The following is a 12,307-nucleotide window of genomic DNA, read 5'->3' on the forward strand; positions in this document are numbered from 1 at the left end:
TGACCGCTAAGCCTGATTTTAGTATTTTGTGATAAGAGATATTTGTATAAGAACGATTGCGATTTTGTTACTCGTAAAAAGAGAACCCCCAAATAAAAGCGAATGAGCTGCGGGAATATTATCTAAAAAATATTTGCCTGCAATCGGCAAAGCCGTATCTTTGCAGCCCGTTTGAAAAAACGTGTTCTTTATTTATTGCGGATGTGGCGAAACTGGCAGACGCACCAGACTTAGGATCTGGCGGAGCAATCCATGTAGGTTCGATTCCTATCATCCGCACATTTTCTCCTTTTAATAAAAAGGAATTATTCATTAAAATAAAAATCTCCTTTAGGGATTTATGGCAACAATTACAAGAGAAAACATCGCACCGCTGAACGATAAATTAATCGTAAAAATCAGCAAAGAGGATTATCTTCCCGAGTTTGAAAAATCGTTAAAACAATACGCTAAAACTGCGAATATCCAAGGCTTTAGAAAAGGAATGGTTCCTGCCGGGTTAATTAAGAAAATGTACGGTCCCGGAATATTTAACGAACAGGTAATTAAAACTGTTGATACTGAAATTAATAAATATGTTCAGGACAATAAGCTCGCTATTTTGGCACAGCCCATTCCGGCTGATAATACACCGATTGATTTGGATGTGAACGACCCGCAGGATTATGAATTTCCGTTTGAAATTGGGTTGCAACCCGATGTGAATATCGACCCGAAAAGCATTACTGTAAAACGCTATCAGGTTGAAATTACGGATAAGATGATTGATGAAGAAATCGACCGTTTACAATCCCGTTTCGGAGAATATACAACACCTGAAACTGTTGATAATGCAGACAATATCATCAGTGCAAGTATTGAAGTCGTTGGCGAAGAAAACAAAGGCGACACGGCTTTCAATCTGAAGGATGTTGCTAAAACTCAACAAAAATTATTTACCGGTAAAAAAGTCGGCGACGAAATTACCGTTCAGCTTGGCAAAGCTTTTAAAGACGATATTCTTGCACGTGTTTTGAGCGATTTAAAACTGGACAAAGACAGCAAAGACGATGCGAAAAAAGAAGCAAAACTGACGATTACAAAAATCGGATTGTTGAACAAAGCCGAACTGAATGAAGACTTCTTCAAAAAAGTTTACGCAGCAAAAGAAATTAAAACGGAAGCAGAGTTTCGCGATGCTTTGAAAGATGATTTGAGCGCTTATTTTGCACAGCAGGCAAGCGCGCAAATTCACGACCAGATTTATCATCAGTTAGTTGACCATACAACTTTGGATTTCCCTGAAACATTTTTGAAGCGCTGGATTGTTGTAAGCGGCGAAGGGAAAAAAACTGAGGAAGATGCAGAGAAAGAATATCCTGCATTTGCAAAGCAATTGCAATGGGCATTGATTTCTTCAAAACTCAGCAGCGACAACAATGTGAGTGTGGACGTAAACGAGATTAAAGATTTCGCACGCGGCCAGTTGCTCGGCTATCTTGGCGGACAAATGGGCTTGAATGGCGATGAATCATGGTTGGACGATTATACCAACCGTATGCTGAACGACAGAAAGTTTGTAGATGATGCGCACAATCAAATCCGCATTACAAAATTGTTCAGTGAACTGGAAAAACAGGTAAATGCAAATGACGAAAGCATTTCTGAAGAAGCATTTACAAAAATGTTACAGGAGCATAGTCATGAACATCAACACGAGCATGAACACGCTCATTAAGTAAAAATAGAGAATGGTTTGTCAGATACAAATCATGAACGATAAACAGAAAATCTACCTTGCGAAAGCAGGGTAGATTTTTTTGTTGGAAAAATCAGATTCTATTTATCATTTCTTTATAAAAAGTTACCTTATTTTTGTTTGCATTGGTCATGAAAAAAATACTCGCAATCCTTTGTCTTATCATTTTCAGCTTTCAGGTAATTCCTGTAAAAGCTGTCGGCAAATTGTTGTCGAGCGGACAAATAACCGAAGATGTACAGCATGCCGATACGCCTGTAAAACAAATGACAGATGATGATTCGCTAAGCAAATTCTGGACGTCGCATCACTATTTTGCGGTAAGTTCCCCGTCATCTTTTTCTCTCTCAAAACGATTTTATATCACTGATGATGCATTGATAAAATGCCATCATCTTGAAGTATTGCTTCAGCCGCCCAATGCCTGATTTGAGTATTTCTATTTTGTATTTACGAACTGCTTCGTAAGTAATTTTTAAGCACACATTTTAATTGAATTATTTGCTCGAAAGTCGTGTTATGCTTTTGCATTTGCGGTATTAGGCATTGCTGCTGCAATGGTGTGTTGCTATTTGTTCATCTCAAATCATCAGTATATTATGACCTCCAAAAAATCATTGTTTGGAAATCTAAAAAACGATTTAATTGCCGGAATCATCGTTTTTCTTATAGCGTTGCCGTTGTGTCTCGGTATTGCGCAGGCATCCGGAGCGCCTTTATTTTCGGGCATTGTAGCCGGAATTATCGGCGGTATTGTCATTGGTTCGTTAAGCAAATCACAGTTAAGCGTAAGCGGACCTGCGGCGGGTTTGGTAGCAATTATCTTAGTAGGAATAGAACAGGTTGGCGGATTTGAATTTCTGCTTTGTGCTTTTATCATTGCAGGTGCAATCCAGCTGTTACTGGGATTTTTGCGTGCGGGAAGCGTAGCTAATTATTTCCCCACGAACGTAATTGAAGGAATGTTGGCAGGTATCGGGCTTACAATTATCATCAAGCAGATTCCGGATGCTGTTGGTTTTTCAAAAACAGGAATGGAAGATGCGGACGATGGATTTTCGCTTAACACAATTGCCAATTCATTGGAACACGTTCATACAGGCTCTGTCATTATAGCGCTGGCAGGAGTTGCGATTCTGGCGTTGTGGGCAAGTAGGAGAATGAAAAAATACCAGATTATACCTGCCGGTTTGTTGGTTGTTGTGATTGGAACTTTGTTGAACACAGTGTTCAAAGCTGTTTTTCCCTCGCTGTACATTACGGAAAAACATCTGGTACAGCTTCCTGTTCCTGAGTCTGCATCGGCATTTTTTCAACAATTTAAGCTGCCCGATTTTAGCGGCTTCGCAAATCCTGTGGTGTGGACTACGGGCATTGTAATCGCTATTGTTGCATCGATAGAAACTTTGCTGTGCATCGAAGCAACAGATAAACTCGACCCGATGAAACGTTATACACCGGGCGATGTGGAACTGAAAGCGCAAGGCATCGGAAATATACTGAGTGGATTGATTGGCGGTTTACCGATAACATCGGTAATTGTGCGCTCTTCGGCAAACATCAACGCAGGGGCGAAGTCTAAATTGTCGGCAATTATTCATGGTGTATTATTACTGGTTTGCGTAGCTACTATTCCTTTCGTTTTAAACCTCATTCCTAAAGCGGCGTTAGCTGCCATATTGATTTACACAGGTTTCAGGCTCTGTCGACCTGCCATTTTCAAACATATGTGGCACGCCGGTTTGTCGCAGTTTTTACCTTTTTTAATTACGGCTGTTGCGGTGGTTGCGCTGGATTTGTTGAAAGGCGTGGGATTGGGATTAATCATTAGTGTCTTCTATATTTTGCGGAATAATTTGCGCATTCCTTATTTCTATCAGCGTATCAAATTCAAAACGGGCGATGATGTTATCCGCCTGAAACTGGCACAGGAAGTATCTTTTTTGAATAAAGCAAGCATTAAGAAAACGCTGGAAAGTATTCAGGAAGGAAGTGTTGTAATTCTGGATGCTTCACAAACGGAATATATTGATTATGATGTGCTGGAAGTTATCCGTGAATTTCAACAAACAAAAGCGCCCGGGAAAGAAATCAAAATGTCGTTGGTCGGGTTTAAGAACACGTATAAAATTCCGTCGAATGTCCACATTAATGAAATTGAAGAACATCTGGAAGATAAGGAAGTGAGCGAAAAGACGGCAGGTAAGCACAAGAAACTGTTGCGCCAATTGCAGGTACAGCAAGGGTTTTAGTAAAAATTTCTTTAATCAAAATTATTTCACACATGGCTATCAATAAAATAAATCATATACCTGTTAATGCTCAGGAAGCATTGCGTTTTTTGAAAGAAGGCAACAACAGATTTGTCAATAACATCAGTAAAAACCGCGACTTATTGCAAAAGGTTTTAGAAACAAAAGAAGAGCAAAGACCTTTCGCGGCAATTCTCAGTTGTATGGATTCGCGCGTGCCTGCTGAACTGATTTTTGACCAGGGTATCGGCGATATTTTCAGTATCAGAATTGCGGGAAATATTATTTCGGAGAATGTCCTTGGTTCGCTCGAATACGCGGTGGAAGTCGCAGGTTCAAAGCTGATTGTTGTAATGGGACATACCAATTGCGGCGCTATCAAAGGAGCGTGCGACAATATACGCTTAGGAAACCTGTCGGCATTGATTGATAAAATTGCTCCTGCGATTTACAGGGAAACATCGGTAACGCACGATAGAAACAGCCATAATCATGAGTTTGTGAACAAAGTTGCGCACTTGAATGTGCATCATAGCGTTGAGATGATTCTTAAACAAAGCCCGATGATTAAAAAACACTGTGAACAACACGATGTATTACTGGTGGCTGCGATGTATGATGTAGCCTCGGGAATTGTGCATTTTCATGATGCACAAGATGAATTGATAAAGCTGCGTAAAGCGGTGTGAGCAATTCACTAACCTATGATTTACTTCAGCCCGCGATTTAAACCGTGGGCTTTTGAATGTATGCTGTGCGCGGCGTCTCGCCGCGCATCTTTATTTTGTCGGCTCTTGCCGGCAATTGCCATGAGGCAATAGAACAATCATGTGAAGCGAAGACACTTCACACAACATTATTTTTATCTTCAAAAAAATATTTTCAAATCTCTTGTAACAAATTTGAACCATCATCTACTATTCTATTAAACGCTTTTAATTTGAGCCGACGAGAACAAGAAGAAGCATTTGCAAAAATGGTAAAGGAACACGAGCTTTTGATAATGAAAGTTTGTCGCGTATATGCGTACGACGTACATGACAGGCAGGATTTATTTCAGGAAATCGTGATTCAACTTTGGAAAGCATTTCCCAATTTTAAAGGGCAATCCAAAGTAAGTACCTGGATGTATAAAATCGCGATTTATACAGCCATTGCAGGGCTTCGGAAACAAAAATCTTTCATCCGTTACAGCGACCCGCAGCAGCTTCCGCAAGACAGCGTTTATGTTCCTTACGACGAAACAAAGGATAAACAGCTTGAGGAACTGTACCGCGCAATTGCGCAACTCGACGAGATTGAAAAAGCTATTGTAATGCTTTATCTCGAAGGAAAAACGTATGACGAAATGGAAGAAATTATGGGTATCTCGTCGGGAAATTTAAGAGTGAAAGTCAGCAGAATTAAAGACAAATTGAAACAAATTATTAAACAATAACATTATGGAATTAGATGACTTAAAGCAAGCCTGGCAACAGCAAACGCCCGAAGACATTGATGTCCGTAATAATAAAAATATTATTGACATGATAAAATATAAACGTTATGGACCTGTTGCGTCCATTAGAAGTATTTTCGGAAGGGCTTTTTGGTTAGCACCTATAATGGCAGGCATAATCATATTTATGATTGTAAATAAGGACACAAGAAACGATATATTAATGTGGAGCTTAATCCTTATTCTTGTTCCGATTCTAATATTTTATTTTTATTGGTATAAAAAATTAGGAAAAATACAGCATGACGAAAATCCTATTAAAGGCACTCTTGAAAACAATGTGATAAGATTGGAAAAAGGTTTGAAAATATTGTATTTTTCTACAAACTTGCTCGCATTTCTGTTGTTGATATGTATTATGGAGTTGCCAATATTTTTAAATCACAAAACATCCGGATATAATTGGTGGCGGCAAAACGTACCTGTTTATCTGAGATGTTTAGCCTATTTAGCTTTCGGAGTTTACGCATATTTTTCAAGCAAAAAAACACAATACAGATTTTTTGGTCAGCACATCGACTACCTGAAAGAATTGCTTCGCAAAATGGAATAAAGAACACGCTCGCACGTCATTCCGAATTTATTTCGGAATCTAAAAACAAAAGACATCGTTATCGGAGATTCATGCTGTTCGGGATTTGCAATCCCGAACGACTATCTCTGCATTTGCAATGCACAAAATAAATACGGATTGAAAATCCGCCGATAAGGCTTCGGCATTGCAAATGCCGAAGAGCTACTCACACAAATTTTCCTCAAACATTATTTAAACAAGTAAACAATGAAACAATTTATTGTACTGTTTTTCTCATGCCTTGTCATCAGCGCGAATGCGCAAACAGGCAAAATATTCGGAACGATAAAAGATTCCGCAACACATAAAATATTATCGCAGGCAACTGTTCAATTAAGTTCTGTTGAAAATCATTTTATTGCCGTGAAACTTAGTGATAGCAATGGTTTTATAAAATTCGATAGTTTGAAATTTGGTCATTATTTTCTTAAAATAAGTTTCGTAGGCTATTCAATTTTTACAAAAGAAAATATTGTTTTGACTAAAGAAAATAATACAATTGATTTACAAACTATTTTATTAAAAGCCGCGAATGCGGAAATGAATGAAGTAACCGTCAATTCAAAAATTCCTTTCATTTCACAAACGCCCGATAAGATTACGCTTAACATTGCAAGCAGTCCGATTGCCGCAGGCGGAAATGTATATGATGCCATTTTGCGCACGCCCGGAATGATAGAACAAAGCAATGCACTTTCGTTTCGCGGGCAAAGTAATGTGGAAGTTTTAATCAATGGTCGTCCGTCAAATCTTTCGGGCGACGATTTGAAAAATATGCTGAGTAATATGCCTGCAAACCGCGTGGAAAAAATTGAAGTATTGCCGAATCCTTCTGCGAAATACGATGCAACCGCGGGAACAATCGTGAATATTATTCTTGCCAAAAATCAAAACTACGGCGCAAATTATACATTCACAGGCGGCGCGGGCGCAGGTAAATATTTTTGGGGAAATGCAGGTTTGGATTTTAATTACCGCAACCAAAAGATGAATGTTTACGGCGGTTACAGCTACACGCACAACAAACAATATTATGATGATAACACGTTTACTTCTTTAAGCAATTATTCCGTAAACGACCATGAACACGAAGTGCGCAGCAGGCATAATAATTCATACAATTTAGGAACGGATTTTTACCTGAATAAAAAATCAACGATTGGTTTTATGGTAAACGGTTATTACAATCAAAGAGACAGAAATGTAATGGATAATTCTGTTCTGCATATCAATGATGCTGATTCTGCATCAAGCGTTGCGACGAAAGGCAAAGCGCGTTTTTCCAATCCTTCGGTAAATGTGTATTATCAAACTACGTTTGATTCCGTTGGAAATTCTTTGACCGTTAATGCCGATTATTTCAATTACACCAAACATTGGTCGGACGATTATGTAACCACTTATGATAATCAAATTTCGCCAACTTATATGCGTGATAATTCTCCCGCGAACAACAATGTTTATGCGCTTTCCGCTGATTTTACGCATCCTGCGAAAAAAGCAACTTGGGACTTCGGCGTAAAATCTACTTATACAAAAACAGACAATAATATTCTTTGGGAAAATTTAATCAATAATGATTGGCAAATCGATGCTACGAAAACCAATCATTTTATTTACACGGAAAATATCAACGCGGCATACATTAATTATACGCGAATGATTAAGAAACTTCGGCTGCAACTCGGTTTGCGCGGCGAACAAACCAACACAACGGGAAATTTAGTTACGACAAATGAAAAGACCGATAAACATTATTTCAATCTCTTCCCGACCATTGGATTGATGTATATGAAAAATAGGAACAGCATTTTCAGCCTGAATTATAAAAGTTCCATTTATCGGTTTGATTATAATGTTGTCAATCCGTTTATTATTTATCAAAATCAGTACACATATTCGCAAGGCAATCCAAACATTCAACCTATGTTGATTGACAGGTTTAGTTTTGGTTATGTTTATCATCAGTTTTTGAGTGTGAGCGCAGGTTACGCGCACGTAAGGCGCCTGATTTCTTTGGAATATCTGCAAGGCGAAAACAATACGGTTATCCAGTCTTACGGCAATTTGAACCATAGCAATTCTTATACGCTTACGGTTGCGGCGCAAAAGCAAATCGGCGCGTGGCAAACAGTTTTGACGGGCATTGGCGGTTATGTGCATTATGTAAATTCCAATGCAACAGAAGCAATCAATAACAGTTGGCTCGGAATAATTCAATGGCAAAATAATTTCAATTTTAAACATGGTTGGAGTGCTGAAGAAAATTCATCATATAGTTCTCCGATGGCTTCCGGCGCAACGAAGATTGCGCATTTATTCAACAACAGCGCGGGTTTCAGCAAATCGCTATTCAAAGGTGCTGGCAATTTGAAGCTTTCCGTAACGGATATGTTTAATTCTGCAAAACCGAAAATTGTTTATAACAATCAGAGAATTATTACGAATACAAATTCGCATGATGAAACACGTTTTGTAAATCTTACATTCAAATACAAATTTGGCAACAGACGAGTAAAAGCAAAATCACAAAGGGAAACAGGCGTGAGCGATTTGCAGCAAAGAATGGGAAATTAATTTCTTCGCGTATGTGTAACGGAGCATAAGATGTATATTCGCAATACATAAATTGTCTATTATGTCTGCAAGAAATCAAATCGTACATCACGTTTTCTTTTGGTTGAAAAATCCTTTGTCCGTAGATGATGCGGCGCAGCTTATCGACGGACTTAAAACGCTGAAAGCTATTCCGCAAATAAAAAATTTATTGATAGGCACGCCGGCATCAACCATGAAAAGAGATGTTGTAGATAACAGTTTTCAGGTCTCGGAACTGATGTATTTCGATGATGTCGAAGACCAGGATATTTACCAAACGCATCCTGTCCACGTAGCCTTTGTAGAAAAATATGGTCATCTGTGGAACAAGGTCGTTGTTTATGATATGATTGCGAATGAACCGGAAGAATAAGATAATGTAGATATCAAATCTTTTTCCGAAGGCTGTTTTTCTATTGTTGATGAACTCCATTGAAAAAAGATACCATCTGTTCCAATCCGTTTTTTGCAAACATTCTTTCTGTGTTTTCCAAAGTGCCTTGCGTGGCTTCTGCGCCGCGTGCGACCATGTCTTTTTCAAAATATGCGATAGCGGTTTTAATGTCTGCAAATTTTCCATTGGTCAAAACTTCTGCCAATTCAAAAGAGTCTTGCATGGCTACATTGGCGCCTTCGCCCGCGAATGGGGGCATTCGATGCGTCGCATCGCCAATCATGGTAAGGTTTTCCTGCGTTTCCCAACTTTGATTGAACGGAAAATAATATTGCGGACGAGGCGTAAAAGTTACTTCATCATTCGTGAAAAGTTCGTACCATTTTTCATTCCAATCTGCAAACTCTTTTTTAAACCAGTCAAAAACCTGTTGTTTATTGTTGAAGTCAATGCCGCTTTCTTTTAACCAGTTTTCGTGCGTTTTGAAAGCTGCTATCGCCATAATCGAGCCGTCTGCTTTTGTACCAAAGCCAAGCATTTGCTCGTTGTCGAAGCACATTATTTTTCCGCCTTTTGTAGCCGTCAGAAGTTGCGGTATGTTTTTTTCTGCGTGGTCAATATCAATTTGTATCAACGTAATGCCCGAATAAATTGGTTTTATATCACTTAAGTACGGACGGATTTTTGAATTGGCGCCATCGGCAGCAACTACCAAATCGGCATAAGCCGAAGTACCATTTTTGAAATGAATGCGCCAACCGTTTTTTTCTTTTTCCATAGAAATAAAATTGCTGTTCCATACGACTGTCGAGGGTTTCAGCGAATCGAGCAAAATGTCGCGTAAGGGTGCGCGGTCAATTTCGGGACGCGTTTCCGCCGTTATTTTTGCGAAATTTTTTTCGTCAAATTTTATGTTGAGCTTTCTGTCAGCCAACAACATTTTACTTGCATCGGGACGATGATGTTTGTAAAATTCATCCAGCAAACCCGCGCGTTTCATGGCTTCCAAACCCGTACCTTCGTGCAAGTCCAAGGTAGAGCCTTGTACACGAATATCACGGCTAAAATCTCGTTCGTAAACTTTTACATCAACATCTTTCAGTTGTAATAACCTTGCCAAAGTCAAGCCGGCCATACCGCCGCCCACAATGGCGACTTGTTTATTTTGTAGTAACATAATTCTGCATTTTATTTCGATGCAAAATTATTGTAGCGCAGATGCTGAAAATAGTAAAAATCGGACGTTTTTATTTTTTCGGAATGTGCTCTTGCAAAAAATATTATTCCGTTTATTCACTTAAGTGAAAAATGGTTTGAACTTTTCGGCGAAAATTTGCAGTATAAAAAATTAAAATATGGGACTATCAAATTTGGGTATTTTTCATACCATTATCGGTATCGCTGCAATTATTGCAGGTGTCGTTTCGTTCGTTCGGTTTGGAAAAATCAATCTTCAAAACCTTACGGGAAAAATTTATTTCTACGGAACATTGGTTACTTCGGTTACGGCTTTGGGAATTTACAAACATGGCGGCTTTAATGCAGGGCACGTTTTGTCTTTGCTCATCATTGTGTTGGTTATTGCAGCGTTTTTTCTTCACACAAAAAAAACAAAAAGTAACAAGGCGCGGTATTTTGAAAACTTTTTTCTGTCGTTCAGCTTTTTCCTGTCAATGGTGCCTACAATCAACGAAACGCTTACGCGCGTTCCTGTAGGAAAGCCTTTTGCATCAAGTCCTAAAGACCCGATTGTTATCAATTCTTTACTTGTTACATTTATTCTGTTTATTATTGGTTCGGTTTACCAAATTATCAAACAAAGGAAAATCAATAAAAATCTGTAGGCAGGCTAAACAATTTCTATATTTACAAAAAAGTTTTGCCGGATAAAATAGAAATACTGCGGAATGCCCTCGCTCAATTTGCCGAACTTAATGATGAAGATTTAGCGGCAAGTTTACCTTTGTGGCGAAAACGCAGCATTGCCAAAAATGATTTTTATAACAAGCAAAATATTGTGTGTAAAGATTTGGGCATTGTTACCAAAGGAATTTTCAGAATTTATTATTATGATGAAGCAACGGAGGAAGAGAAAAATATTTTCTTTTTCTCCGAAAACCAGTTTGTTGTTTCTTTCAGAAGCTTCATTTTTCAATATCCTTGCAGCTATTATATAGAAGCACTGGAAGAAGCCGAAATTTTATATATTTCGTACAACGACCTGCAACATTTATACGATACCTATAAGTCTTGGGAAAAATTCGGAAGGCTTCTTGCCGAGTATTTTTTCAATCAATCGCAAGGCAGAGCCGAAGAGCTTTTGTTTCTCAGCCACGAACAGCGATACCTGAATCTTATAAAGGAACATCCGAATATTGTGCAGCGTGTGCAGGCTTATCACATTGCCTCTTATCTTGGTATAAAAAACCAATCGTTAAGCCGGATAAGAAAACGGCTTTCGGGAAAATAGAATTAGCTTTTCCACTTCATTGACGATAACAATATAAAACGGTCATTTTTGTTTTTGGACAACTCTTTAGGCACAACGCCCGAAAACTTTTTTATTTCTTTGATAAAATGGTTTTGGTCGGTAAAATTTTCTTCCGGAAAAAGTTTGCCTTCGGCGATGTGGTTTAACGATGCACGAAAGCGAAGTATGTTGCAATACATTTTCAACGAAATACCGAATTGCTGATTGAAATATCGATTGATTTGCCGCGCACTCCAAAACACTTTTTCCGAAAGATCTTTTACGGTTATTTGTCCTTTTGAAGCGTAGATAAATTCAAACAATTTTCTTTTTCGTTCATCAATTTCATGCGGCAAGCGTGATTGAATTTTTTGTGTTGCTTTTGCCACAAACCGTTCAAAATCTTTCAAATCATTTTCATTAAAATCCCAAAACCCGACAGGCAAAATTTTTGCATTATTGCGAATGTCTGAAATAGGTTCGCGAAAGATATATTCTATGGCGAGTAGTTTAAAACTGATGCAGAATCGAAGACTTCCTGCCTGTATCAATCCTTGTTCGTAGCGTTGTGTTTCTGCGCCTATAAGCGCGATGCAGAAAGGTTCTTCGGGCGATTTGAAGAGAAATAAGTCAATGCGTCCATCAGGTAAACCTATTATGTTTCTGTCGTTGTCTGATGTGTTGTGCAACATCCAAAAACTATCCACAAAATCTGCAAGTGATTTGTCGGGTTTAACGATTTTGTATTGCAAGTCATTATCCATCATTGGAAACTAATCTTTA

Annotated in this window: 12 protein-coding genes and 1 tRNA gene; 11 read left to right on the forward strand and 2 right to left on the reverse strand. The window is 38.5% G+C overall.

What is annotated here, in order from left to right; genetic code table 11:
• Positions 1–197: 197 nt before the first annotated feature.
• From A9P82_RS00330 to A9P82_RS00370, 9 genes are all read left to right on the forward strand, one after another.
• A tRNA-Leu gene (locus A9P82_RS00330) sits at positions 198–279 on the forward strand.
• A 61-nt stretch (positions 280–340) separates the two neighbouring features.
• Positions 341–1,717 (forward strand): trigger factor, encoded by a 1,377-nt coding sequence (locus A9P82_RS00335; RefSeq protein WP_066202799.1) that lies wholly within the window; start codon positions 341–343, stop codon positions 1,715–1,717.
• Positions 1,718–1,869: 152 nt separating this feature from the next.
• Positions 1,870–2,166 (forward strand): hypothetical protein, encoded by a 297-nt coding sequence (locus tag A9P82_RS00340; protein ID WP_066202801.1) that lies wholly within the window; start codon positions 1,870–1,872, stop codon positions 2,164–2,166.
• A 171-nt stretch (positions 2,167–2,337) separates the two neighbouring features.
• Positions 2,338–3,990, forward strand: coding sequence for a SulP family inorganic anion transporter (locus tag A9P82_RS00345; protein WP_066202802.1), 1,653 nt, complete (start codon positions 2,338–2,340; stop codon positions 3,988–3,990).
• Positions 3,991–4,022: 32 nt separating this feature from the next.
• Positions 4,023–4,679: a carbonic anhydrase gene (locus A9P82_RS00350; protein WP_066202807.1), complete on the forward strand. Its 657-nt coding sequence runs from the start codon at positions 4,023–4,025 to the stop codon at positions 4,677–4,679.
• Positions 4,680–4,930: 251 nt separating this feature from the next.
• Complete coding sequence (locus A9P82_RS00355; RefSeq protein ID WP_231891178.1) at positions 4,931–5,428, forward strand: RNA polymerase sigma factor; 498 nt, start codon at positions 4,931–4,933, stop codon at positions 5,426–5,428.
• Positions 5,429–5,432: 4 nt separating this feature from the next.
• Positions 5,433–6,041, forward strand: a complete 609-nt coding sequence (locus tag A9P82_RS00360) for a hypothetical protein (RefSeq protein ID WP_066202810.1) — start codon at positions 5,433–5,435, stop codon at positions 6,039–6,041.
• A 228-nt stretch (positions 6,042–6,269) separates the two neighbouring features.
• Positions 6,270–8,639 carry an outer membrane beta-barrel family protein gene (locus A9P82_RS00365; RefSeq protein WP_066202813.1) on the forward strand — a complete coding sequence of 790 codons (2,370 nt, stop codon included), beginning with the start codon at positions 6,270–6,272 and terminating at the stop codon, positions 8,637–8,639.
• A 61-nt stretch (positions 8,640–8,700) separates the two neighbouring features.
• Positions 8,701–9,033 carry a Dabb family protein gene (locus tag A9P82_RS00370; protein ID WP_082915140.1) on the forward strand — a complete coding sequence of 111 codons (333 nt, stop codon included), beginning with the start codon at positions 8,701–8,703 and terminating at the stop codon, positions 9,031–9,033.
• 40 nt (positions 9,034–9,073) lie between these two features.
• Here the strand turns inward: A9P82_RS00370 and A9P82_RS00375 are convergent, their stop codons facing one another.
• Complete coding sequence (locus A9P82_RS00375; protein ID WP_066202819.1) at positions 9,074–10,231, reverse strand: FAD-dependent oxidoreductase; 1,158 nt, start codon at positions 10,229–10,231, stop codon at positions 9,074–9,076.
• Positions 10,232–10,409: 178 nt separating this feature from the next.
• Here A9P82_RS00375 and A9P82_RS00380 point away from each other — a divergent pair, with 178 nt between their 5' ends.
• On the forward strand, positions 10,410–10,898 hold the full coding sequence (locus A9P82_RS00380; RefSeq protein ID WP_066202822.1) for a hypothetical protein: 489 nt from the start codon (positions 10,410–10,412) through the stop codon (positions 10,896–10,898).
• Between the two features lie 35 nt (positions 10,899–10,933).
• Positions 10,934–11,524 carry a Crp/Fnr family transcriptional regulator gene (locus A9P82_RS00385; protein ID WP_066202826.1) on the forward strand — a complete coding sequence of 197 codons (591 nt, stop codon included), beginning with the start codon at positions 10,934–10,936 and terminating at the stop codon, positions 11,522–11,524.
• A 2-nt stretch (positions 11,525–11,526) separates the two neighbouring features.
• Here A9P82_RS00385 and A9P82_RS00390 read toward each other — a convergent pair whose 3' ends face one another.
• Positions 11,527–12,291 (reverse strand): helix-turn-helix domain-containing protein, encoded by a 765-nt coding sequence (locus tag A9P82_RS00390; protein WP_197492197.1) that lies wholly within the window; start codon positions 12,289–12,291, stop codon positions 11,527–11,529.
• Positions 12,292–12,307: the final 16 nt, after the last annotated feature.

It is taken from the genome of Arachidicoccus sp. BS20 (assembly GCF_001659705.1).
Taxonomy (GTDB): Bacteria; Bacteroidota; Bacteroidia; order Chitinophagales; family Chitinophagaceae; genus Arachidicoccus.